The sequence below is a fragment of the Limnospira platensis NIES-39 genome (genome assembly GCF_026000695.1).
In the GTDB taxonomy this organism is placed as follows: Bacteria; Cyanobacteriota; Cyanobacteriia; order Cyanobacteriales; family Microcoleaceae; genus Limnospira; species Limnospira platensis.
In genome coordinates, this window is the sequence record NZ_AP026945.1 from 445,178 (window position 1) to 467,141 (window position 21,964).

Annotated in this window: 33 protein-coding genes and 2 pseudogenes; 22 read left to right on the plus strand and 13 right to left on the minus strand. The window is 42.3% G+C overall.

All coding sequences use genetic code 11. The features are described from left to right. Positions 1–535 precede the first annotated feature (535 nt). The 4 genes from N39L_RS02205 to N39L_RS02220 are packed head-to-tail and all read left to right on the plus strand — an operon-like array spanning position 536 to position 6,464. Positions 536–1,129, plus strand: coding sequence for a helix-turn-helix domain-containing protein (locus N39L_RS02205; protein ID WP_006619044.1), 594 nt, complete (start codon positions 536–538; stop codon positions 1,127–1,129). A 58-nt stretch (positions 1,130–1,187) separates the two neighbouring features. Then, positions 1,188–3,902: a peptidase domain-containing ABC transporter gene (locus N39L_RS02210; protein WP_014274161.1), complete on the plus strand. Its 2,715-nt coding sequence runs from the start codon at positions 1,188–1,190 to the stop codon at positions 3,900–3,902. A gap of 33 nt (positions 3,903–3,935) precedes the next feature. Further along, entirely contained in the window at positions 3,936–5,672 is a 1,737-nt protein-coding gene (locus N39L_RS02215; protein ID WP_014274162.1) for a beta-barrel domain-containing protein, read from the plus strand. A gap of 51 nt (positions 5,673–5,723) precedes the next feature. After that, the gene (locus tag N39L_RS02220; RefSeq protein ID WP_006619047.1) at positions 5,724–6,464 is read left to right on the plus strand and encodes a peptidylprolyl isomerase; all 741 of its coding nucleotides are present in this window, start codon (positions 5,724–5,726) and stop codon (positions 6,462–6,464) included. Positions 6,465–6,569: 105 nt separating this feature from the next. On the opposite strand, the gene N39L_RS02225 is transcribed toward N39L_RS02220, so the two are convergent. Beyond that, the gene (locus N39L_RS02225; RefSeq protein ID WP_043467953.1) at positions 6,570–6,881 is read right to left on the minus strand and encodes a hypothetical protein; all 312 of its coding nucleotides are present in this window, start codon (positions 6,879–6,881) and stop codon (positions 6,570–6,572) included. A gap of 222 nt (positions 6,882–7,103) precedes the next feature. Between N39L_RS02225 and N39L_RS02230 the strand changes: the two genes are divergently transcribed. The 3 genes from N39L_RS02230 to N39L_RS02240 are packed head-to-tail and all read left to right on the plus strand — an operon-like array spanning position 7,104 to position 7,751. Beyond that, positions 7,104–7,274 (plus strand): hypothetical protein, encoded by a 171-nt coding sequence (locus N39L_RS02230; RefSeq protein ID WP_014274164.1) that lies wholly within the window; start codon positions 7,104–7,106, stop codon positions 7,272–7,274. Positions 7,275–7,312: 38 nt separating this feature from the next. Next, on the plus strand, positions 7,313–7,543 hold the full coding sequence (locus N39L_RS02235) for a type II toxin-antitoxin system HicB family antitoxin (protein ID WP_006619049.1): 231 nt from the start codon (positions 7,313–7,315) through the stop codon (positions 7,541–7,543). Positions 7,544–7,565: 22 nt separating this feature from the next. Beyond that, a complete protein-coding gene (locus N39L_RS02240) occupies positions 7,566–7,751 on the plus strand; it encodes a hypothetical protein (protein ID WP_006619050.1) in 186 nt (61 codons plus the stop codon). Between the two features lie 226 nt (positions 7,752–7,977). Here the strand turns inward: N39L_RS02240 and N39L_RS02245 are convergent, their stop codons facing one another. Both N39L_RS02245 and N39L_RS02250 read right to left on the minus strand, forming a co-directional pair. Next, a complete protein-coding gene (locus N39L_RS02245; protein WP_014274165.1) occupies positions 7,978–9,096 on the minus strand; it encodes a T3SS effector HopA1 family protein in 1,119 nt (372 codons plus the stop codon). Between the two features lie 24 nt (positions 9,097–9,120). Further along, positions 9,121–10,290: a phosphotransferase gene (locus tag N39L_RS02250; protein WP_014274166.1), complete on the minus strand. Its 1,170-nt coding sequence runs from the start codon at positions 10,288–10,290 to the stop codon at positions 9,121–9,123. 282 nt (positions 10,291–10,572) lie between these two features. Between N39L_RS02250 and N39L_RS02255 the strand changes: the two genes are divergently transcribed. Then, complete coding sequence (locus N39L_RS02255) at positions 10,573–10,830, plus strand: hypothetical protein (protein WP_014274167.1); 258 nt, start codon at positions 10,573–10,575, stop codon at positions 10,828–10,830. A gap of 167 nt (positions 10,831–10,997) precedes the next feature. On the opposite strand, the gene N39L_RS02260 is transcribed toward N39L_RS02255, so the two are convergent. Further along, the gene (locus tag N39L_RS02260; RefSeq protein WP_006619054.1) at positions 10,998–11,363 is read right to left on the minus strand and encodes a DUF5615 family PIN-like protein; all 366 of its coding nucleotides are present in this window, start codon (positions 11,361–11,363) and stop codon (positions 10,998–11,000) included. 2 nt (positions 11,364–11,365) lie between these two features. Beyond that, positions 11,366–11,596: a DUF433 domain-containing protein gene (locus tag N39L_RS02265; RefSeq protein ID WP_006619055.1), complete on the minus strand. Its 231-nt coding sequence runs from the start codon at positions 11,594–11,596 to the stop codon at positions 11,366–11,368. Positions 11,597–12,622: 1,026 nt separating this feature from the next. Here N39L_RS02265 and ltrA point away from each other — a divergent pair. From ltrA to N39L_RS02285, 4 genes are all read left to right on the plus strand, one after another. Continuing rightward, a complete protein-coding gene (gene ltrA, locus N39L_RS02270; RefSeq protein WP_014274168.1) occupies positions 12,623–14,389 on the plus strand; it encodes a group II intron reverse transcriptase/maturase in 1,767 nt (588 codons plus the stop codon). 115 nt (positions 14,390–14,504) lie between these two features. After that, positions 14,505–14,711, plus strand: a complete 207-nt coding sequence (locus tag N39L_RS02275; protein WP_014274169.1) for a type II toxin-antitoxin system HicB family antitoxin — start codon at positions 14,505–14,507, stop codon at positions 14,709–14,711. 220 nt (positions 14,712–14,931) lie between these two features. Continuing rightward, positions 14,932–15,486, plus strand: a complete 555-nt coding sequence (locus tag N39L_RS02280; protein WP_014274170.1) for a Uma2 family endonuclease — start codon at positions 14,932–14,934, stop codon at positions 15,484–15,486. Between the two features lie 63 nt (positions 15,487–15,549). After that, entirely contained in the window at positions 15,550–15,834 is a 285-nt protein-coding gene (locus N39L_RS02285; RefSeq protein ID WP_071941059.1) for an IS1/IS1595 family N-terminal zinc-binding domain-containing protein, read from the plus strand. Here the strand turns inward: N39L_RS02285 and N39L_RS02290 are convergent. Both N39L_RS02290 and N39L_RS02295 read right to left on the minus strand, forming a co-directional pair. Next, positions 15,754–16,248 carry a PIN domain-containing protein gene (locus N39L_RS02290; protein ID WP_006618639.1) on the minus strand — a complete coding sequence of 165 codons (495 nt, stop codon included), beginning with the start codon at positions 16,246–16,248 and terminating at the stop codon, positions 15,754–15,756. The genes N39L_RS02285 and N39L_RS02290 overlap by 81 nt on opposite strands. After that, a complete protein-coding gene (locus N39L_RS02295) occupies positions 16,245–16,490 on the minus strand; it encodes a UPF0175 family protein (RefSeq protein ID WP_014274172.1) in 246 nt (81 codons plus the stop codon). Before N39L_RS02295 ends, N39L_RS02290 begins: the two co-directional genes overlap by 4 nt. Positions 16,491–16,694: 204 nt before the next feature. Here N39L_RS02295 and N39L_RS02300 point away from each other — a divergent pair, with 204 nt between their 5' ends. Then, entirely contained in the window at positions 16,695–16,910 is a 216-nt protein-coding gene (locus tag N39L_RS02300) for a hypothetical protein (protein WP_006618642.1), read from the plus strand. After that, positions 16,907–17,335 (plus strand): type II toxin-antitoxin system VapC family toxin, encoded by a 429-nt coding sequence (locus N39L_RS02305; RefSeq protein WP_006618643.1) that lies wholly within the window; start codon positions 16,907–16,909, stop codon positions 17,333–17,335. Before N39L_RS02300 ends, N39L_RS02305 begins: the two co-directional genes overlap by 4 nt. A 51-nt stretch (positions 17,336–17,386) precedes the next feature. Here N39L_RS02305 and N39L_RS02310 read toward each other — a convergent pair. Then, positions 17,387–17,546 (minus strand): annotated as a pseudogene (locus N39L_RS02310) (UPF0175 family protein); the annotation flags it as partial. A gap of 184 nt (positions 17,547–17,730) precedes the next feature. On the opposite strand from N39L_RS02310, the gene N39L_RS02315 reads away from it, so the two are divergent. From N39L_RS02315 to N39L_RS02325, 3 genes are read left to right on the plus strand one after another with little or no spacing between them, the layout of a single operon-like run. After that, positions 17,731–18,204: a type II toxin-antitoxin system VapC family toxin gene (locus tag N39L_RS02315; protein ID WP_006618645.1), complete on the plus strand. Its 474-nt coding sequence runs from the start codon at positions 17,731–17,733 to the stop codon at positions 18,202–18,204. Positions 18,205–18,207: 3 nt separating this feature from the next. Then, positions 18,208–18,399 carry a hypothetical protein gene (locus N39L_RS02320; RefSeq protein ID WP_006618646.1) on the plus strand — a complete coding sequence of 64 codons (192 nt, stop codon included), beginning with the start codon at positions 18,208–18,210 and terminating at the stop codon, positions 18,397–18,399. After that, positions 18,392–18,514, plus strand: a complete 123-nt coding sequence (locus N39L_RS02325) for a hypothetical protein (protein WP_286131432.1) — start codon at positions 18,392–18,394, stop codon at positions 18,512–18,514. The genes N39L_RS02320 and N39L_RS02325 overlap by 8 nt, the downstream gene beginning before the upstream one ends. A gap of 28 nt (positions 18,515–18,542) precedes the next feature. Here N39L_RS02325 and N39L_RS02330 read toward each other — a convergent pair whose 3' ends face one another. The 4 genes from N39L_RS02330 to N39L_RS02345 all read right to left on the minus strand — a co-directional run bounded on the left by N39L_RS02330 (position 18,543) and on the right by N39L_RS02345 (position 19,960). Continuing rightward, positions 18,543–18,764, minus strand: a complete 222-nt coding sequence (locus tag N39L_RS02330) for a LolA-like protein (protein WP_006618647.1) — start codon at positions 18,762–18,764, stop codon at positions 18,543–18,545. Positions 18,765–18,766: 2 nt separating this feature from the next. Continuing rightward, entirely contained in the window at positions 18,767–18,967 is a 201-nt protein-coding gene (locus N39L_RS02335; protein WP_231852070.1) for a type II toxin-antitoxin system HigB family toxin, read from the minus strand. A gap of 292 nt (positions 18,968–19,259) precedes the next feature. After that, complete coding sequence (locus tag N39L_RS02340) at positions 19,260–19,583, minus strand: helix-turn-helix domain-containing protein (protein WP_006618649.1); 324 nt, start codon at positions 19,581–19,583, stop codon at positions 19,260–19,262. After that, positions 19,580–19,960 carry a type II toxin-antitoxin system RelE/ParE family toxin gene (locus N39L_RS02345; protein WP_006618650.1) on the minus strand — a complete coding sequence of 127 codons (381 nt, stop codon included), beginning with the start codon at positions 19,958–19,960 and terminating at the stop codon, positions 19,580–19,582. Before N39L_RS02345 ends, N39L_RS02340 begins: the two co-directional genes overlap by 4 nt. Positions 19,961–20,044: 84 nt before the next feature. Here N39L_RS02345 and N39L_RS02350 point away from each other — a divergent pair, with 84 nt between their 5' ends. The 4 genes and pseudogenes from N39L_RS02350 (at position 20,045) to N39L_RS02365 (ending at position 21,246) form a co-directional block, all read left to right on the plus strand. Beyond that, positions 20,045–20,275: a type II toxin-antitoxin system HicB family antitoxin gene (locus N39L_RS02350; protein ID WP_006618651.1), complete on the plus strand. Its 231-nt coding sequence runs from the start codon at positions 20,045–20,047 to the stop codon at positions 20,273–20,275. A gap of 138 nt (positions 20,276–20,413) precedes the next feature. Then, positions 20,414–20,500 carry a type II toxin-antitoxin system HicA family toxin gene (locus N39L_RS02355; protein WP_231852239.1) on the plus strand — a complete coding sequence of 29 codons (87 nt, stop codon included), beginning with the start codon at positions 20,414–20,416 and terminating at the stop codon, positions 20,498–20,500. Further along, a pseudogene (locus tag N39L_RS02360) lies at positions 20,490–20,879 on the plus strand (DUF433 domain-containing protein). The gene N39L_RS02355 and the pseudogene N39L_RS02360 overlap by 11 nt, the downstream one beginning before the upstream one ends. After that, entirely contained in the window at positions 20,830–21,246 is a 417-nt protein-coding gene (locus N39L_RS02365) for a DUF5615 family PIN-like protein (protein ID WP_006618653.1), read from the plus strand. The pseudogene N39L_RS02360 and the gene N39L_RS02365 overlap by 50 nt, the downstream one beginning before the upstream one ends. 276 nt (positions 21,247–21,522) lie before the next feature. On the opposite strand, the gene N39L_RS02370 is transcribed toward N39L_RS02365, so the two are convergent. After that, entirely contained in the window at positions 21,523–21,714 is a 192-nt protein-coding gene (locus N39L_RS02370; RefSeq protein ID WP_126277456.1) for a hypothetical protein, read from the minus strand. On the opposite strand from N39L_RS02370, the gene N39L_RS02375 reads away from it, so the two are divergent. After that, on the plus strand, positions 21,713–21,934 hold the full coding sequence (locus tag N39L_RS02375; RefSeq protein WP_006618654.1) for a hypothetical protein: 222 nt from the start codon (positions 21,713–21,715) through the stop codon (positions 21,932–21,934). The genes N39L_RS02370 and N39L_RS02375 overlap by 2 nt on opposite strands. Positions 21,935–21,964 lie beyond the last annotated feature (30 nt).

A 21,964-nucleotide genomic window follows, 5' to 3' on the forward strand; every position in this document is an offset into this window, starting at 1 on the left:
GCAAAAATTTAAGCGTGAGCCGTAGGAGGGTAAGAGAGAACCGGGAACTCAAGGCGAGAGGAGCGAGCCTGATGCTTTCGTCGATAAGCCATAGCCGGGTCACGGTCGTGATAAACGGATTCAGTGCATTTTAGAGCGGGGGGTTATATTTCACAGACTCTCAAGGGTTTGAGTGTTATCTACCATTGAGAGTTCTGGCTCTCCTCCCTTTTTGTCAGACTCCTTAAAGCCCTGTCTCTACACTTAACCTCTTTCTATCTTCTTTTTTGCCAGTTAATGATCCATAGCCCCCCATTATCCCACATTTTTAACGATTTGAAAACAAAATACTATTTTATAAATACATCAGGAATACCCCCTAAATCCCACTTTTTTACTGTTGAAGGATAATTGAGTATGATAAAATACAAGGTGAATCCACTCTGAAGTATTGTTTTCATCAATCATATCATTTTAAAATCTTTATAGACGAGCGAATCAGGGTCGGTATTTAGTCTAGCTTCAAGATTCTATTGTACTGTATACAGGGTTGTTTATGGAATCATCTCAAAAAGATCTAAATCTTTCTAATAACTCCGGTCAAATTTTGACTGTTTTTCAGCGTAAATACTTGGAAAAAAGCCTTAAACAAAGCTTGTCCAAGCAGTATTTCAAGCGGATTAAAATTATGTTACTGGCAGATGAGGGTAAAACCCAAACCCAAATTTGCCAAGAGTTGGGCTGTTCCCATAGTACAGCACGCCATTGGATAACCCTCGCCAAGTCTGGTCAGGCTCACCAGTGGAATAGTAACGCAATTGGCAGACCTCAAACTGTAAATGATCGATGCTTGCAGCGGTTGAGGGAGTTGGTCACTCAAAGCCCTAGAGAAGTTAAAGTGCCTAACCGTGATTTTACTTATCATACTCGACAGTGGACAGCAAAGAAACTCAGTGAACACTTATGGGCGGAATTAGGGATTAAAATCAGCGATCGCCATATTAACAGACTGCTCAAACAAATTGGTTTATCTACTAGACCTAAATCGAATAACCTTGAGAAAAACGATCCAAAAAAATCAGAAACTAACCAGTCCAGTAAAAGCGGCATTGTGATTAGGGACATTCCAGAAGATGTTGCGTTTTCTTAAACTATAACCCAAAATTTATTAACTGCTATTAAGCGTTGGAACCACTCTCGTTTAAGAAATGACTACCAAAGAATATCTATCTGGTCTAATCGGTGAATTTTTATCAGAAAAGGAGTTAGCGATTTTAGTTAAGTCGGCTGAATTCAAAAAACCTGAACCCGGTTTGTTTTTGCAACATATCTCAGAATCCGATGGCTTATATATTGTCATAGCGGGTAAAGTAAGACTGGTTAACAGTAGCAAGGACTTAATTACCACCCTGCATCCCGATCAACTATTTGGGGAATGTACTTTGTTTCCTGAAGCCGGTTTTTTAGATTATGCTGTCAGGGTTTCGCCTCAAGCAGAGATTTGCTATATTTCCGGTCAACTTTTGCACTCTATAATTCAGAAAAATTCCAAATTTAAGGAGTATTTGTACAATTTAGCCACAACTAAAGATAATGAACAAAAAGCCAAGTTTAATATCAATAATCAACCGGATTTATCAGTAAACGCCGACCAGGAACTAATCGCAGAAATTAGCACAATCAAAGATGAAATATATCTAAAAACCCACCAGCAAAAAGTTAACAAAGCCTACTTTCCCAGTCCCACTCAGCGAGTTACTCATCTTTGGCAGCATATTACTAGACGCTATCCTTTTTTTGAGCAACAAAGCGGTTCGGACTGCGGTGCAGCTTGTTTGGTGATGGTTGCTCGTTACTGGGGCAAAAATTTTAGTGTCAACCGCATTCGAGATATTGCTAATGTAGATGCAAATGGGGCTTCCTTGCGCGGATTATCCGCTGCGGCGGAAAGTATCGGATTTTCCACTAGACCTGTGAAAGCAAGTATTGACCAACTGGCTAAACAAAAATTGCCCGCGATCGCTCACTGGGAAGGCAAACATTATATAGTGGTTTATGAAATCACTCCCAATACAGTAATTGTTGCTGACCCTGCTATTGGTCAACGTAGTTTAACATACCGAGAATTTAAAACAGGTTGGCAGGGTTATACATTACTCCTACAACCAACAGCTTTAATCAAAGAACTCAAAAATCACACTACCCCCTTCTGGCAGTTTTTTAATTTAGCCAGTCCTCACGGTCAAGTATTGCTAGAAGTATTTATTGCCTCCGTAGCCATTCAAATTTTTGGATTAGTTACCCCCCTATTTACTCAGCTACTCCTCGACCGGGTAGTTGTTCAAGGCAGTACATTAACCTTAACGGCTGTGGGATTAGGGTTAGTCATTTTTGGTTTATTTAGGGTTGCTCTGACCGGGTTACGACAATATCTCCTCGACCACACTGCCAACAAAGTACATTTAGCCATGATTGTGGGATTTATTACCCACACTTTCCGATTACCCCTGCGGTTTTTTGAGTTTCGCTATGTGGGGGATATCATGGCTAGGGTGCAGGAAAACCGCAAAATTGAGCGTTTTTTAACGGGTGAAGCCCTATCTATTTTATTAGATTTGCTCACAATCTTTATTTATGTGGGACTTATGTTCTGGTATAGCTGGAAAATGGCTTTACTGGCATTAGTAATTGTACCACCATTTTTCTTGCTGGCTATCATTGCTACTCCTTTCCTACAAAAGATATCGCGAGAAATCTTTGCCGCATTAGCCGAAGAAAGTGGTTATTTAATCCAATCTTTGACTGGTGTACGCACGGTCAAATCTCTGGCAATTGAGCAAGTGGTGCGCTGGCGTTGGGAGGAGTTTCTCAACAAGTCAATCCGCAAGACTTTTTCTGGGCAGATTATTAGCAACCGACTCCAAGTATTTAGCTTAACCATTGAATCTATAGTGACCACTGGGTTACTTTGGTTTGGGGCTTGGTTAGTGATTCAAGGAGAATTAACCATTGGGCAGTTGGTGGCTTTTAATATGTTAATTGGCAATGTAATTAACCCTTTTCAGCGGTTAACGGTTCTGTGGAATGAGTTCCAGGAGGTAATTATTGCAGTAGAGCGAATTAATGATGTGATTGATACGGAACCAGAGGAAGATTTGCAATCGCAGGCTCGTTATTATTTAACAAACTTACGAGGAGATATTATTTTTGACAAGGTGACATTTCGTTACCACCCAGAAAGCGAAACTAATGTTTTAGAGAATCTCAGTTTTGAAATCAAAGCCGGACAGACTATAGCTTTAGTGGGGCGTTCTGGTTCAGGAAAAACCACGATTTCTAAGCTGGTTTTGGGGCTGTATCCCCCTACAGACGGCAAGATTTTAATTGATGGTTATGACATAACTAGCATTTCTTTACCTTCTTTGCGTCAAAGGGTTGGTGTTGTTGACCAGGATACTTTTTTATTTGGTGGCACAATTCGGGACAACCTGACTCTAGCGCGACCTTCTGCAACTCAGGCGGAAATTATCGAAGCGGCTCAATTAGCGGGTGCTGACGAGTTTATTCAAAAATTACCGATGAGTTATGAAACCCAGATTGGTGAAGGTGGGGGGTTATTGTCTGGTGGTCAACGGCAAAGATTAGCGATCGCTAGGGCTTTATTGGGTAATCCTCGTCTATTGGTTTTTGATGAGGCGACTTCCCACTTAGATGTGGAGTCGGAGCGAATTATTCAGACTAATTTGAATAGGATTCTTAAGGGACGTACTACATTAATTATTGCCCATCGCTTATCTACCGTTAGAAATGCTGATGTTATTTTAGTTTTAGATAGAGGAGTCTTAATCGAGCAAGGAAATCACGAGCAGTTAATGGCCAAAAAAGGGCATTACTACTATTTAAATCACCAGCAACTTAGCTAATGTTCTTAAATCTGAGCAAGATTTTCATAAATTATGCCACAGTTTAATGAGATTTATCAAGCAGACTTAAATGGTCATAAAAGTTTAGACACAGACAACACACAAGCTGAGTCTAATCCTTTGACCTCCCCAAATCTACCGGCAAGCGACCTAAATCCTTCGGCGGATTGGTCTTTTGCCACAAAGGAACTATTAGATGCGTTACCTCAGCGGTGGACGCGAGGACTTCTCTATTTTTTAATCGTTTTTGTGGCGATCGCTCTGCCTTGGGGGATGTTGTCTCAGGTAGATGAAACGGGTAGTGCTAGGGGACGGTTAGAACCGCAAGGAGGTACGATTAAGCAGAAGCTAAATTTAGCCTATACATCTGCTGTTCTTAATTCCCAAACTGCTAAAGTGGAAATGCTAAATATTGAAGAAGGAGACATAGTAAAAGCCGGGGATATTTTAATGGAACTGGACAGTCTCCCTATTCGTGAACGAATTATTCAACTACAACTTCAGCAGCAAAGTAAAGAAAATCGACTGAATACACTAGAGCAACAAAAAAATCAGCTAGAAACCGAACTGCTTACCCAAGAACGGCAAAATCAGTCTCAACAATTAGAGAAACTATCCCAGGTGGAGCAAGCAAGGAGGAACCTTCAATCGCTGAAAACTACATACAATTTACAGGAGCAGGAAAAACTGACCCAGGTTCATCAAGCAGAACAAAATTTAGCTGCTCTCAGGAGAATATTAAATTTACAGAGAGAAGAAAATCTGGCTCAAATTCGGCAAGCAAAACGACAGCTACAGGATAGCAAAACTGCATATACCTTGGCAGAAATGCGATGGCAAAAAGCAATCCGAGAAGTTGAACGATATCAAAATCTTTCAGACGATGGTGTAGTCACAGAAGTTCGGGTAATTGAACAGGAAGATATCAAAGAGGAAAGACAAAGAATTTGGGAGCAAAGTCAAGCAGATATTGAACAAGCCAGACTGCGACTAGAAGAGCAGGAAAGCAGCTATGAGCGAATTATTCATCAAGCTGATGCAGATATTGAACAAGCTGAGTTGCGGTTGGCGGAACAGAGACGCAGTTATGAGCGGGTTATTCATCAAGCTCAGGCGGATATTCAGCAGGCTGAGTTACGTTTAGCCGAGCAAGAGAGTAGTTCTCAAACCATTCTTCATTCCGGTGAACTTGCTGTTTCTAAAATAAAAGAACAACTCAAAACTTTAGATGGTCAGATAATTAACCTTCAATCCGAAATCGCTCAAGGGGATAAAGATATTGAATCTTTAAACTTTGAATTAGAAAAACGTGTTGTTAGAGCGCAAGAAGGAGGAACCATTTTTAGTTTGCCGATTTCTGGGGTGGGAGATGTGGTACAACAAGGAGGAATGATTGTAGAAATAGCGCCCCAAGACGCGAATATTTTATTGAAAGCAGAAATGGCGACTACACAAAGTGGTTCATTACAGAAAGGAATGGCGGTTAAGATGAAGTTTGATGCTTATCCTTTTCAGGACTATGGGGTAGTTGATGGAAGTTTAATCAAAATTTCTCCAACTACGAAAATGCAAGAAACATCTCAGGGAAGAGTAGCAATTTATGAGCTAGAAATTGAGTTAAATAAAACTTGTATTCCTAGTGGAAAGGACTGTATTCAATTACGTCCGGGAGATACGGCTACGGCGGAGGTGGTGGTGCGCCAGCGTCGCGTTATTGATTTTATTCTTGACCCATTCAAAAAGTTACAAAAAGGAGGGTTAGAATTTTAGAAAGCTTTTGGCAATCTTTCGGTGTTGTAGTTTTTTAAGGGAAAATGAATCATGTCACAATCGATTACGATTACTGCTGAAGATATTCTGAAACAAGTTAAGCTATCTATTCAAATCCCCGATCTAATCGAGTCTATTATTAGTCGCAAGATTATTACTGATGCGGCTACGGAAGCCGGTATCAAAGTAGAAACTGAGGAACTTCAGAAAGCTGCGGATACTATGAGGTCGCTTCAGAATCTCCATAGCGCCCAAGAAACTTTTGCTTGGTTAGAAAAGCATCATTTATCTGTAGATGATTTAGAGGAAGTCGCCTACATGAGCATTATTTCTCAAAAGTTGGTGGCTCATCTGTTTGCCGATAAAGTTGAGCCATATTTTTATGATAATCAATTGGACTATGCGGGGGTAGTCATGTATGAAGTGGTTTTGGATGATGAAGATTTAGCAATGGAATTATTCTATGCGATTCAGGAAGGGGAAATGAGTTTCTATGATGTGGCTCACAAATATATTCAGGATGTAGAATTGCGTCGCCAAGGGGGATATCGAGGGGTATTGTCTCGTAAGGATTTGCAGCCAGAAGTTTCTGCTGCTGTTTTTGCTGCAACCCCACCACAGCTTGTTAAACCGATCGTGACTTCCAAGGGAGTACACCTTATTTTAGTCGAGGATATTATTCAGGCAGAGTTAGATAATAAGTTGCGTTTCCAGATTGTTTCCGACTTGTTTAGTGAGTGGGTCAAGAAAAAAGTTGATTCAGCCGATATTATTATTAATTTGGTGTTATAAATAGTTTTATTACACCAAATTAAATGTATCTCTACAATTACTCATTGTGCGGAATTTTGCGCCTTAATTCCGCACAACTACATCACTCGACTTACAGACTCCTAATTAACTCCACTTACAGTAGACAATGCTCAAACCTCCATCAAACTTGTGATATGACAATCCCAGATAACGTCCTTGCCCCAAAAGCCACATCATTTCTTGATCATTTAAATCCGTAAGATAGCTTTCAGAATCTGAGAACAAATCTGCACCAGTAGGACGTAAGTCAGAAATAGTAATGTTAGCCATTTTTGTTTCCTCTTTGAATAAGTTTGACTTTGAGGTAATCAGATTTATTATCTGCCTTTCCCTATGACTCTTATTATTGCCTAACTCTCGAACAATGACAATAGTTTTAGCAACTTTAAAGTTCATCTAACTAGCATAATTATGTCTCAAATTTACCAACTAAAACACCGTAATTTTACGCAGATTCTAACCGCAAATTCCCATAATCTCGTATCACCGAGCTTTGTTTTCGAGACATAACTAACACAATTATGTCTTTTTTAATATTTCCCTCCCCTGGGTTCAGGTGGTGGCGGGTCAAAAAAATAGCTCCCAAAGAAACCGGGTTTCTATGACAAGAATGGTGGGATGACAGAGATTTACTCAAGAAACCCGGTTTCTGGCTGTTCTTTGGTGAGATGGGCGATCGCGCTAAAATTTCCTGTCCCCCACGGTGTACCTCATGCTACAACTGATATTGTAGCGATCCCTCAAAGACAATCAATGGACAGCAAGAAATTAAACGAGGTTTGGCGATGAGCGTAAATTACATTTTAAGCCAATACATTGAGTCAGCAATGTCTATGGCCACTTACGATAAACTCGAAGACGGCACGTTCGTCGCTCGAATTCCATCTTGCAAAGGAGTTATCGCATTTGCATCAACATTACGCGAGTGCGATCGCCAATTACGCGAAATCCTAGAAGAGTGGATTTTAGTAGGGTTAAAACTCGGTCATACTCTGCCAATCATCAACAACATCGATCTGAACAAGGAGCCAATTCGTGAGCCGGTCGATACCCTGTAAGCGTAGAGATTTTATCAAAAAGTTGCGGCAACTAGGATTTGATGGACCTTTTTCTGGAACTCGACATCAGTTTATGGTCTTCGGTGAAAATCGCTTAACGATTCCTTCCAACGATGAGTATTCTGTCGCACAACTGCGAATGATGATTCGAGAAGTTGAGGAAATTATCGATCGCGCCATCTCTCTTGATGAGTGGATCGCTTTATAGTTGTCGTTGGCGGCCAGCGGAACTCTGCCCAAAATACCGATCGCTCTCTGATTTCACCAAACATGAGAAACCGGGTTTTTTTCTGTGCTTAACCCACAATTGCCGGAAAAAATAGTAAAAACCCGGTTTCTGGTGGCGCTTTGAGGTAAAAGAAACCGGGTTTATATGACAAGAATGGTGGGATTACAGAGATTTTCCATAGAAATCCGGTTTTCCCGGTTTCTGGTCATCGCTGATACCTAGCATCAACCGGGCAAAATCCCCGATAAACATCCTGAGAATCAGCATTCAAATAAGGACGCTGCCAATCAATCCCCAACCCAGAAAACTGCTCAGAAATAGCAGCCATTCTACCCGTTGCAGAATTATCCCCCTGTTGCCAAGCCATCAACAACCCATTAGCTATAATCTGACAGCGATTCATCCCAAAACTTTCCTCACTACCAAACTTTTTGTCCGGTTCTTCCGCCAACCCCAAACCCGGTGCTAACTCCAGAGTAAACAAAGGTATTTCTGGCTTAAAAATAGACTGATTCTGCTGATAAACATTAGCTACAACCTGTCTCACCAACTCATAATCGGTTTTCCCAAAATAAAGCACCCCAGCATCATATCGTTGATAATCAACCGGATTATACAAAGCCTTAAAACTAAAAGGAATCCCCCCCTGATTTAACCTCTCAGTCAACCCAGCCATCACAGCCACCGCACCTTCAGGAGTAAAATTAAAATAGACTCGCACCATAGCTTCCTCCCTCTGTAACCCGGCATTACCCACCGCCATATAAAAGCCATTTTGCACCAAATTTTTCGGCATCATAATTGACACAAAATCACCCACTGCCGCAGCTTGTTCAGACTCTTGAAGATGCTTTTCCCGTTGAATATGCAGCCGCAAATCCCCCTTAGTTACAGCCAAACTGCCATCGGTTTCCTCTCTCAAAACCGACCAACCCGAATCAAAATAACCCTCACCCTTATTCGCTTCCTCTAACTGCACATAAAAATCCATAGCTACGCCAGCAAAACTATTATTCTCCAAATCTAATTGCTGACCCTTATTTTCAGAACCCAATGCTTGCGATGCTTGCATGGAACCATTATAATAAATGCCATAGAGAAAACTCCGCAACTGTAAACTCATATACTTATTCTGCATTTCCTTGGGTAAAGCCTGAATGCGAGATAACATCTCAGCGGGCATTTCCCAGGGTTGATAGTTAGGATGACGAATCGAAAAATCAGCGGAAATTTCGACATTTTCAACAATGTCTGACAAAACTTCCTTTAATCGACCTTTGACCTCAGAGGCTAATTGATGGGATTGAGAATTAAGTAATGACATAATCTTTCAAGATATTAAACGATATTAAACTTTTTCAACAACAGAAGAACCGATCTGATTTAACTGAGTAGCAGTAGCCCCAAAAATAGTGGGCATTGATGATTCAGGACGACATAACAAAGCCTTGGCTACCTGAAGCATAGCAATTCCGGTATTATTAAAGGTTTTTTGATACTGAACCATCGCCAAAATTCCGATAATTAAAGAAAAACCTGCCAACTGTACGACTTGCTTTAAGAAATCAGGCCGATATTTTAAGATTTCTGGGAAAGTTTCTAAATAAGCTAAAGTTAACCCGCCGATAGATGGCTGAATTAATTCTAGGGGAGTAGTCGCTAGTCGCAAAGATTCTTCAATACTAAGAGAATTACTAATCACTAAGCTACCCAACCAAGTTTGTAGATAACTGGCGATCGCCATTCCCAAATCAAACGCTGGATCTCCCCAATCAGACCTTTCCCAGTCAATCAACCGGATCGCATTTCCATTAATATCTTCCCAGTTTCGATTCAGAAGAATATTATTCAGCTTAATGTCATTGTGAGTCAGACAAACAGGAGAGATAGTCTCACTGGCTTGATGAACTGCTTCCCCTAAGCTATCATATCGTTGATAGAGCGCAAAAAACTTTAATCCACCCATCGGAGCCATGCCAAAAATTTCTGGTCCGATTCGTTCTAAACTCTCTAATAATAGCGGAGATACTTTAGGTTTTCCAGTAACCTCTTCTTGGACAAAAAATTCCCTATAAATACTCTGATTCCAGGTATCACGGTGAATTGTCGCCAAACAACTGCCGATTTGAGCAGCAACCTGAGTAGGAAAGAGATTGTTTTTAGAGTAAAACTCTGCTAAATCCTGATAATTATCCAGATAAGTAGAAACTAAAATCGAGTTCTCAGCATCGTGCAGCAGTAATTCTGGTAGAAAAGCACGCCAATGGTCAAGTTCAGGAAAGTTATGTAGAAATTTGGGGATTCGCCATTCCCCAAAAAACTCGCCCACAGTTTCTTTTTCTGAATTGATAAATTGTTCTTGTTTCACCAGTAACTTTCGACCTTCTGGCAAAGTCACCAATAAGTTAAAATTTTTAGCCGGAACCTGCTCTACTCCCGGATTTTCTAAGGAGCGATCGCATAACCCATTCTCTATCAGATACTCATTGACATTTTGAGAACTTAAGACCAACTTCATCTAAACCCACCTCTAGTAGATCCATGACATAGAAACCACCAGTCGGTGTCTATCTATTCAGGTTATCTAATTTTTTCTAAAAAACCAATACTTTATTCAAAAAAAAACGGACATAAATATTACAATTATGTCTTTTACTTTATCTATTTACATGAATTATCTTGCTTTAAGCAGCTTTAATTAATTATTAAAATTGTCATATACTATTGACGATAAATATATTCTATAATTATTGGTAATTACATATTTTATTTTAATTATAAGCATTTTATTTGATATTTTTTGATATTTGGTAACGGAGTAAAAAGCGATCGCTCTTTTATTTTCCAAGAGGCGATCGCTCTTTTATTGGCAAGAAAGGCGATTCCCTCCGGGACGCTGCGCGATCGCTCTTTTGCTGCGAAAAAGAAACCGGGTTTCTGTTGTGGAAATGTAGGGGCGGGTTTAAAACCAGCCCCTACTGTGGCAGCACAAAAAGAAACCCGGTTTCTAAGTCCCCGGTTTCTGAGACAAGGCGATCGCTATTTTATTTTCAGATAGGCGATCGCCTCTTTCCCTGCGAAAAAGAAACCGGGAATCGGATGATAATTTTGGTGGAATGGCAGAGATTTTTCAGAGAAACCCGGTTTCTGGCTGTTGGTTTTAATGCAGTAAGCGGAAGCTCTCCTCTTTGGGCTTATCGCTTTCTTATTTGCCTAAAATCAGCCTCAAACAGACGGACGACGAATTCGGGTTTGTCTTTCATCTGCCACCACTAGACAACCCTGTAAAGTCGCGAGTGGATAGTCCCGAACAACCCGCTGCAAAACATCAAGCACTGCCTGACGACTTCCACAGCGAGAACGCAACAGTAAAATTCCCGGATGAGTTCCGGGTGGAAAACGTCGGACATCAGAAAAATCTAAGTCGAGAGTAATAAAAAAGCGTCCCTCAGTACAAGCTTGCTGCCATACAACTTCGTCGTCTTCACCAGACAATCCTTCATCAGTCACTCGATCGCAATCGTAACCTTGATTTCGGAGAAACTCCGCATGGGTAATACTAAGATTCTCGTCTAATTTTACTAAGATCATTATTATCGCGTTGGCGACAGTTCTTCTTCTCTTGCTAATGCCGCAGCATAAGCGATCGCCGAGCGGACATTTTCTAAAGTTAACGGTGGATAGTCCTCAACAATTTCTGCTAATGTCAATCCCTCAGCCAGGTTATCCAGAATGACCGAAACCATAATCCTAGTCCCTTTAATACAAGGTTTTCCATGACAAATATTTGGGTTTCTCTCAATTTGTTTTTGCCAATCAATCATGGCTTTATCTCCAGCAAATTGTTAAGTATAAATTACCCTATTCTAGCATAAAATTCAGCGGTGACGAGAGCGATATCTAAGCCTGATCGAAGTCGCCCCCATTACTGTCTGGGGAACAAAACTACCCCAGCCATGGTTATGGGATATTGTAATCGGCGAATTTCAATCTATGAAATTGGCTGAATCTCAGTTACGAGATGAGTATATTTACTCAGAATAAATGGATTGACTTGGCGTGATTAAGCCGCGATCGCCCCCCTAGCCTTCCCAGACTATCACCTGTCATCCTGCTATACTCAACTTAAGAAGTGCGAGACGTTCAGGCATGAAATAGGGTTGCAATACCCGAAATAACCGCCTGGTGGGGACTTCAACCCCTTGGTTGAATATAAGGAGCGCACTCCTGACCATCCTCATAACTGTTTATATGTCCCAACGATTAGTATCCTACGATACAAATCAAGGCAGGGAACCCAAGGTCAAAACAAACTAACTCATACAAATTCCTTATAGGATGTCCAGAAATGGATAAGTAAAAGTTAGGAAATTAGGGTAACGGCGATAGCCACCCCCAGTTTTGGGAATCACAACCCCAGGATTGAAGCGGGGAACGGAAGGCTCCGAGGTGCAACCTAACACCAGAAACGAGACCACTGCCAACCATCCATGATTAGGGAAACCGAATGTCTGGCTTGAACCATCGTAAAGAGTAAGTAGCGAAATAGGTTGATACGCTGCGCTCAAAAGAGTAAGGGGAAAAGTAGGGGTTTTTTTTTACTACCTACACAGACCTTTAAAAGTACCCCGGTGGAGAGGACAAATCTAAAGATGGAATGCCCATATAAACGGAACGTTTTAAGTCCTCCTGGACTCTGATTATCTGGTCGAGATATCAGTAGGGATAAGTGTAACCGCAAGTCCTAGAGGATGTGAGATGTGACCAGAAGCCAACGCCCTGCTGTAATGGTAGGGATATGCTAACAGGTCACGGTTTGATTGTAAGAATAGAGTCTAATAAGAGTCAAAATGGCGATAGCGAGTTTAAAGAAAGGATTTGGTAAACCCAAACCAATCAAGACTACGAACAACGCATGGAAGGCAATCCCATGGACTAAGGTTCAACGGAAAGTTTTCAAGCTCCAAAAGAGTATATTTCAAGCAGCTAAATCGGGACAAGACGCAAAGGCACGAAGGTTGCAACGTCTATTGGTGAAATCGTATTATGCCCGGCTCTTAGCAGTGCGGCGAGTGACCCAAGATAATCAAGGCAAGAAAACAGCCGGGGTTGATGGAGTAAGAGCAATCTCTCCAAGACAAAGGTTAGAAATTGTCAAAAACATTAAGGGAAACCTCAAAGCAAAACCACTGCGAAGGGTGTGGATTCCAAAACCTGGTAGGGATGAAAAACGCCCACTAGGCATACCCACAATCCAAGATAGAGCAAGGCAAGCTTTGGTTAAGTCGGCCCTCGAACCTGAATGGGAATCGAGGTTTGAAGGCACAAGCTATGGGTTCCGACCCGGACGGTCAGCACAAGATGCAATAAGTAGAATATATACTGCCATAAATCAAGGACAATACTATGTTCTTGATGCTGATATAGCAAAATGCTTTGACCGAATAAACCATGATTACCTATTGTCCAAAATTCATTGTCCAAGCAGCTTGAAGAGAGACCTGAAACAATGGCTCAAAGCTGGCGTGCTAGATAACGGTGTATTTGAGGATACAGAAGCAGGGACACCCCAAGGAGGAGTAATAAGTCCACTACTAGCCAACATCGCACTGGATGGAATAGAAAGGTTAGTCAAAGAAATGTATCCAAATAAAGGCAGCACCAATCAGGTAAACCTTATAAGATATGCCGATGATTTTGTGGTCATCTCCAAAGACCTAGGAATCATTGAACAGTGCATGACTGCTATTTCTATATGGCTAAAACCTGTAGGACTAGAGATTAGACCTGAAAAAACCCGAATATGTCACACACTCAATCCTATTGAGTATAATGGCAAGATTGAGGAACCTGGGTTTGATTTTCTAGGATTCAATATCAGGCAATATCCCGTAGGAAAGTATAAATCTGGGAAAACAGGGGGGCCTAAGAGTCGATTAATCGGACATAAAACCCACATAAAACCCAGCAACAAAGCAGTTAAAGCCCACACAGAAGTGATTAAAGGTGTGATTAAACAACATAGAACAGCACCTCAATCAGCCTTGATTAGTAGACTAAATCCAATTATTCGGGGATGGTCAAATTATTACTCAGCGGTAGTCTCAACAGAGACCTTCAATAAGCTAGACAAAACAATCTGGCAAATGTTAAAGGCATGGACAGTATCAAGATGCGGAAAGGCAAATCACGAAAAGCTAAGTAATTATTTCAGACATGGAACAATTAAACTTAGCAATGGGAAAGAAAGACACGAAAATTGGCTATTCCAAACCAAAGATGGGTTACATCTATTCAAACATAACTGGACTCCAATTGTCAGACATACCCTAATACGCCCCGACGCAACACCATACGACGGAAATTGGACTTACTGGGCAACCAGGAAAGGACAAGCAATCGACACGCCAATTAGGGTAGCAAAACTACTCAAAAAACAAAAAGGTAGATGTACCTGGTGTGGGCAATTCTTTACCCCATCAGACTTAATTGAAATAGACCACATTGTACCTAGAAGCCAAGGCGGAAAGGATGACTACAAGAATCTTCAATTATTACACCGCCATTGTCACGACGATAAAACAGCTCTTGATGAAGAGATGATGCTGTACTCTTAACAAGGAGACGGTCAAACTAGGAGCCGTATGAGGTGAAAGTCTCATGTACGGTTTTGTATGGGAGGGGGAGATGGCGACATCTCTCTCGACCCCTACTCCTGATGAAGTTAAGTGTATGAAAATTAACGCCATTATTCATCCCGCAGAAGAAGGGGGGTATTGGGCCGAAGTCCCAGCCTTGCCGGGTTGCATTACTGAAGGCGATACCTTGGAAGAGGTAACGCAGAACTTAAAAGACGCTGTTGAAGGTTGGCTGAATGTTGCAAATAATAGCTCGAAAAATATAGAGCCAACCAACAAAATCGTCGAAATTGCTGTATGAAGTCCATTTCCGGAAAACAACTTTGTAAAATTGTGGAAAAGAAGGGCTAGATTTTAGAACGAATTACCGGAAGTCACTATATTTACAAGAATCCCTAAGAACCCAAAATCATCTCTATTCCTGTCCACCGTAATCAGGACTTAAAAATCGGCACGTTAAAAGCATTGATAAAAATAGTCAATCTCACAGAGAATGACTTGTAAAAAAAGCGCGATCGCCCATGCCAACCACCCCCCTAAAACGTCACCTACAGTGGTCGATCGAGGATTACCACCAAATCGTCAACACCGGCATCCTCGCCCAACGGCGTGTCGAACTCGCCGGAGAAATCCTGGAAATGGCTCCTGAATCCGCCGATCACACCTATAGCTGGGGGTCCCTCGTCACTCGCCTCAGTCAGATGCTTGGCGATCGCGCCCTAGTGCGTCCCCCCGCACCGATTACCCTAAGTCAGTCGGAACCCGAACCCGACATCGCCATTGTCACCGGAACCTGGGAACGCTACATCGATCGCCATCCCAGCGCCGATGATATTTTCTGGCTCATCGAAATATCCCGCCCCACTCTAGCATTTGATCGCACCGTCAAAGCCCCTCTCTACGCCGCTGAAGGCATCGCCGAATACTGGATTATCAACCTCAAGGAACGACAACTCGAACGCGATCGCCAACCGAGTCCAACACATTACCGCGATCGCCAAGTTCTCAACGGTGGCGCGATCGCCCCCCTAGCCTTCCCAGACTGTATCCTAGAGGTGCGATCGCTGTTTCCTTAGTGCCGGCACTGGTGTCTTAGAAGGTGATCGTTTAGAAGGGTGGCAATGCATGAGGTATAATCGATGAAATGTCCCCATTGCCAGAGTGAACAGACCGTGAAAAACGGCAGCGCCATCCGTAGCGGCCAACGCCAACAGCGCTACAAGTGTCGTAATTGTGGCAAACGGTTCAATGAGCGCACCGGCACACCGATGGCACGCTTACGCACCGCCCCGGAACTGGTAGCTAACGATTCTCTATCAGATGTAAAAGGAATCACCACATTGTTAAGTGACCAACTCATCCGCAGCCATCAAAACATCTGCATACAGTTGGCTACTAATGCGGAAATTTGCTTGTTGCATTAAACTATCCATAATAGGCTGAACTTGCGTAATTATTTTTTGGCGCTTTGCTAAGAGAAGAATTCCTAAAACTCCAGTAATCTTTACCCCAAACTCTCTGGCAGTTTGTCTACCCAACCGTTCATCAATAATTAAGCGGGCTGCTTTCATTTCGATCGCCAGTGCAATGGCTTCAGCCTCTCCCACATTGACACGGGTTTTTAAATCATTAACTAACCTTTGATTTTGTACGGATTGAATATCCAGCCAAGTTGCCGATCGCACTGCTGTAATCACAGTTTCCCCCGCCCTGGAATCCAATAATTCCTCATGCACCGCACAGGGAATTAAAATCCTACCATAAAGCTGAGGCATTAGGCTAAGTTGCTCGACCTTTGCTAAATTGGAAATGGGTGAAGTGTTGCTGACAACAATCATGGCCACTCCGTTTCCTCTAAGGTTTTGAGGTCTTCCTGAAACTCATCACTATCATAATGGACGCAAATACCACGCTCAGAAATCAGTTTTTGAAACTGCATCCGATGCAGACCCACTAACTCACTGGCTTTGCCTAAACTGATTTTATCTTGCTGAAACAACATCAGCACAATTTCCAACAATAGCTCATTTTCAGAAAAGCCACTGGCCTTTACTAGGTCATCGGAAATCACTAAACTCATAGTAAACTCTCCTAAGCTGAAATCTCCTGCTTAAATCTTAGCAGCCGGGGGAGCGATCGCCCTCCAATTGCGGATGCCATCTCGGCTAGACTCAGAAACCTTCTCTGATGGATTTCTATATGGTCACAGAGGGTCAGAAGGTTTTTCTGCACTTCAAGCCTTGCGATACAATAGAAATGCAACCCTACCCACTTTTTGAAATCCATGACAACCCACACTTCACTAGAAGAACGCATGGCAGCAGTGGAAGCAGCCATTACTCAAATTCAACAACAGATTGCCCCTCCGAAATCGAGCAACTGGTTAGAGCAAATTAGCGGTTCTTTTAAGGATGAACCAGCTTTTGAAGAGATCCTCGCATTAGGGGAAGCCATTCGCCGAGGCGATGAGTCTGTATTAAACGCACCAGAAATGGAATGAGATATTTATTAGATACAGATCACCTAAGCATTCTTCAACGTCAATCTGGGGCAGATTATCACAATCTGATGGCACGAATGGCTCAATATCCCCTCTCTGATTTTGCCATTTCAATTATCACAATTCAGGAACAAATGCTGGGCTGTCATGCCTATATTAACCGCGCTCGTTATCCCAATGAATTGGTTAAGGGCTATGAGATAATGGTAAGGCTAGTAGCTGATTTTCAGCGATTACCCCTTCTCTCTTTTGATGCGATCGCAGCCCAAACCTTAGAACAGTTGAACTCCCAACGGATTCAACTGGCTCAGATGGATGCGAGAATTGCAGCGATCGCACTTTCTCGGGAACTGATTTTGTTAACCCGTAATCATCGAGACTTTAGCAAAGTGACAGGATTAGCAATAGAAGATTGGACAATTTGAAGTGGGGGAAAGCAGAAACCTGGGTTCTTTTAGGGATTCTCTATCCTAACAGAGATTTTGAAACTGCATCCGATGTAGCCCCAATAACTCACTGGCTTTCCCCAAACTGATTTGATCTTGCTGAAACAACATCAGCACAATTTCCAACAATAGCTCATTTTCATAAAAAGCCACTCGCCTTTACTAGGTCATCGGAAATTACTAAACTCATGGGTAACTCTCCTAGGCTGAAATCTCCTGCTTAAATCTTACCAGCCGGGGGAGCGACGCGGAATACAGAAACCGGGTTTCTCTGATGGGATTCTGCATCTTTACGAAGATTTCCCTAAAAACCCGGTTTCTCGGCACAACCCGATCGCCTGAGCATAAAATAGAGTGACTTGACTTTTATCTATATGAATGAAACTGTTTACATCGAAACCAGTATTTTAGGGTATCTCACCGCTAGATCGACCAAAAACTTGATTATCGCTGCCAACATGGAGATTACAAGGGACTGGTGGGAACTACGCCGGAATGCTTTCACTCTCTATACATCAGAAGCCATTTTAGACGAAGTGGCACAAGGAGATCCAGCGATCGCCGCCCAACGATTAGAGATTTTAAGGGATTTTCCTTTGCTGGCTTTGAATCAAGCGGTAGAAGGTTTGGCAGCACAATTTTTAGCCCAAAGCAATTTGCCCCCTAAAGCCAAGATAGACGCGATCCACATCGCTGCCGCCACTGTTCACGGCATGGATTATTTGTTAACATGGAACTGCAAGCATATCGCCAATGCCCAGATTCAAGGAAAACTCGCCGAAATTAGTCTCGATTATGGCTATGTTTTGCCTGTTCTCTGTACGCCAAACGAACTCATGGGAGATTAGTCTATGTGGAAAGATGAAATTGTCGAAGAAATCCACCAAATTCGCGAAGCATATGCCAAGTCTTTCAACTACGATTTAAATGCCATTTTTGAAGACCTCCGCAAAAAGCAAGCAGAAAGCGGCAGAGAAGTTGTTACGTTATCGCGCCAACCCGGTGTAAAAACCCGTTGGAGTGGAGGATATTTGGGTGGATAAACAAAGAAACCCAGCCACAAATCAACTTAGCCGAGACTCAGAAACCGGGTTTCTTTTAGTGATTCTGCATTTTTACCAAGATTTAACTATAAACCCGGTTTCTCGGCAAAAGTAAGCGCGATCGATTACCAGAAATGAAACCATCAGTCTTGAAGTTCAGGAACCCGATCGGTTTCATATTGTTCAATTAAAACACCGAGAATATCCATCAGTGAAGCCAAGGGATGGGCTTCATTTTCTCCCACCTCATCAATTAATTGATCGAGCCAGTCAACCAAATATTGATAACTAGCTTCATCGCGGGGAATGACTAATTTAGTTGCTAGGGGCTGCCACAATTTTTGAGTTTCATCAATGCTCAACATTTTTACTCTCTCCATTTTCCTTGATCATACTCTGCATGGGTCAAAACTGCCCGAATATAAAGTTTTTGTCGATTATAGTGAATTGCGGCTATTAACCGGACTTTGTTCCCACCAATATTAAACACTGTGAGATTATCAACTTGGTCAGCACTGGGAAACTCGCTACGAAGTTCAACAAAGGAATTAAATTTTCCTGATTTCACCAGTTGATACCAACGGGCCAATGCGCTTTCTGTGTCCGGGTACTTGGCTGCAAATTCATCTTCGTCGTTTGCGTGTGATAACGTGCATAATGAAACTTCGGGATATTACCTAATTATATCATTGGTGTGAATGTCTGCCCTCCTTAAATTCCCTCGCCAAAGAACGAAAAAGGCGATCGCATAGACTCAGAAACCGGGTTTATTTCAGGGTTTCTGCATCCTCACCAAGATTTTGCTAGAAGGTTTCTCTGCATAAGTAAAAGCGATCGCCTTTAATCTTCTATTACTTCCATTACAACGCCACCACTCGTGTTTCAGCTTGTCTGAAAGACTTCGGTTTGACTACGATTTCCACATCCCGACCCAACGCATTTAAAAAACGAAACAACCGAGTAGTGGAAAACCCCGATAGCTTCCCATTCACTAATGCCGACACTTTAGGCTGGTCAATTCCTAACATTTCTGCCGCCTCAGTTTGAGTCATATTTTGGTCGGCGATAATACCACTAATTCTCCGGGCAAGTTCTGCCTTGACCAGTAATTCATCAGAATTTTCTAACTCTAAATCTGCGAAGACATTGCCACTGCCTGCTTGTACTTTAATGGGTTCATTCATATTTTTCCTACTGATTGATGTAATTTTCGCTCGTAATGTTCTTTGGCACGTTTAAGCCTTGCCTCGATTAGCTCAATATCCTGCTTAGGCGTTGCAATTGCTTTTTTTGACTTCTTCTGAAAAGCGTGTAGGACATAGACCACACCAGCTAACTTGAAAGTATAAACCGCTCGATAAGTGTCTCCGTCAAAATCTTCGACAACTTCAAGCACCCCAGCCCCATTAAAGCCTTTGAGTGGTTTCGCAGACGGGTGCTTTTCACCGCATTGAGCTAGATATAGCGCATAACCAACACCTTGCCGAACCTCCTCCGGGAACTCCTTTAAATCCTCAAGAGAACTGCCAACCCACTCAACTGGTTTTAGTAATTCACTCATGCTTCAATTATGCTAGTTTTGGCACATCATGTCAATCCCTGAATCCTGCTAGACTGAACTTAAGGAATTTATTAAGCTAAGTTTATGAAAATTAAAGCCATTATTCATCCAGCCGAAGAAGGGGGTTATTGGGCAGAAGTTCCAGCCCTTCCCGGTTGCATTACCGAAGGCGATACCTGGGAAGAGGTTACGCATAATTTACAAGACGCCGTTGAAGGGTGGCTGAGTCTTGCTAATAATAACTTGAAGAAAACAGAGGCAACAGACGAAATTGTGGAAGCGCGAAGCATGACCGTAATAAATTACTGTTTTTAATTAATCGCATATCTGCGGTCATGCTTCGCCCCTACTCGAAAAAAAATCAAAATTGTGGAGAAGAAAGGCTGGATTTTACAGAGAATTACCGGAAGCCACTAGATTTACGAGAATCCCCAAGAACAAAAAATTCTCTCTATTCCGGTTCATAGTAATCAGGACTTAAAAATTGGCACTTTAAAGGCATTAATGAAAATCGCCAATCTCACAGAGGATGACTTGTGAAAAAAACGCGAATGGCACGCAGAAACCGGGTTTATTTCAGGGATTCTGCATCTTTACCAAGATTTCCCTAGAAGGTTTCTGGGTACAGAGCGATCGCCCTTATGTCATAATGGAGAAAAGTCAGGATACTTCAAGGAGTCTTATGGCGATCGCCGAACTAGATCGTATTATCATCAACCCAGCGGTGTGCCTTGGACAACCAACAATCCGGGGAATGCTGCTTACGGTAGAATTTGTCCTGAAGCTACTCGCTAGTCAGTTATCGGTTTAACAAATTTTAGACTCGTATCCAGAGTTGGAGGAAGAAGACATTCGTCAGGCTCTCAATTATGCAGCCTGGGCGGTATCCGATCGGATTGTTAGCTTTACTTCAGTATGAGTCCTCTGCGTTTAATTGCCGACGTTCATATTTCTCCTTTGACAGTTGCGGATTTAAAGGCACAGGGCTACGATTACGCACTACAGATTTATTACCTGCGACTGCTGGTGATGCGGAGATTTTGGAACTTGCGAGAGTACAAGGTAGGGTTGTTTTAACCCAAGACCTAGATTTTTCCATGCTGGTAGCTCTCAGCAATTATGGACTGCCCAGTTTGATAACATTACGGTTGTCTTCTGTAAAACCCGATTTGGTTACACAAAAACTCCTAGATGTTTTACCGAATGTGAAAACAGAACTGACAGAAGGTGCGGCGGTGACAATTAATGATGATTCTGTGCGTATTCGTAAGCTGCCAATTCGATGAAGTCATGTCTAACAATTCTCTTATAGCGGGCTGAAAGGATCTGCAAATGCTAAGGACTGAGAATATTTGCCGCTGCATAGACTCAGAAACCGGGTTTATTTCAGGGTTTCTGCATCCTCACCAAGATTTTGCTAGAAGGTTTCTCTGCATAAGTAAAAGCGATCGCCACATCATTAAGTAATCGACTCATCCACCGCCATCAAAACATCCTCATAGAGTAGTAGTTAGGGGTCTGAAACCAACCCCAACACCACCATCTTTAACTGCTGTTGGGTTTCACTGCGTTTCACCCAACCTACAAAGTTGAGAGCGATCGCCCAGGGTGACAGATGCCATATCACTTACTCTAACCAGGCTTCTACCGGAGTTTCTGCATCCCCACAGAGATTTTGCCCAAAAATCGGTTTCCGAGGTACAATCGCTGTAAACCGAAACTCTCAACCCTACTTTTCCAGGCAATATAACCATGAACAGTCAAGAAATCACTGCCATATTTGATGGTCAATCCTTGAAATTAGAGTCGCCCTTAAACCTAGAAGTAGGAACAAGAGTGAAAATTACCGTAGAAACCCTATCGCCCCCTAAATACACCCCCAAGACCTTTCTACAAACAGCCCAGTCCTTAAAGTTACAAGGCGCTCCAGATTGGTCCGAGAATATTGACCAGTATCTGGCTGACCATGAATGAAGTCTTCTTAGATACCTCTTTTGCCATTGC